Annotated in this window: 1 pseudogene; it reads right to left on the bottom strand. The window is 73.4% G+C overall.

Annotated elements, in window-relative coordinates:
- Positions 1–118 precede the first annotated feature (118 nt).
- A pseudogene (locus AB9K35_RS07410) lies at positions 119–283 on the bottom strand (transposase); the annotation flags it as partial.
- Between the last annotated feature and the right edge of the window lie 131 nt (positions 284–414).

Genomic DNA, 414 nt, shown 5'->3' with positions numbered 1-414 from the left:
CCCGTGTCAGCCCGAAGAAGACGTGGAGCGGCACCTCGGCCGGATGGCTGGCGTCGGCGGCTGTTGGTGCCGGGTGTGCCGTGTGGCTGGACAAGGGGGCAGGGATGGTAGTCCTGTCGGTGCTGCTGTCGATCTGGATGCCGGAGCGGGCAATGATCTGGCTCTGCCTGTAAAACGGCAGGTGGTCCGCGAACTTGGACACCCGGACATGTGCGCTGGCCCCTTCGGTCGGCAGCCCGCCTTCGCTCAGCCGGGGTGCGGCGCCCGCCTTACTGACCCCCTCCTCTCTTCTCTTTTCCCCCCCCCCCCCCCCCCCCCCCCCCCCCCCCCCCCCCCCCCCCCCCCCCCCCCCCCTCCAGGGTTTTCCCTTCCCCCCCATCCACCCCCCCCCCCTCCCCCCCCCCCCCCCCCCCC

Origin of the sequence: Leisingera sp. XS_AS12 (genome assembly GCF_041224635.1) — a bacterium.
Lineage (GTDB): Bacteria > Pseudomonadota > Alphaproteobacteria > Rhodobacterales > Rhodobacteraceae > Leisingera.
This window is presented reverse-complemented; position numbering and strand designations above follow the sequence as displayed.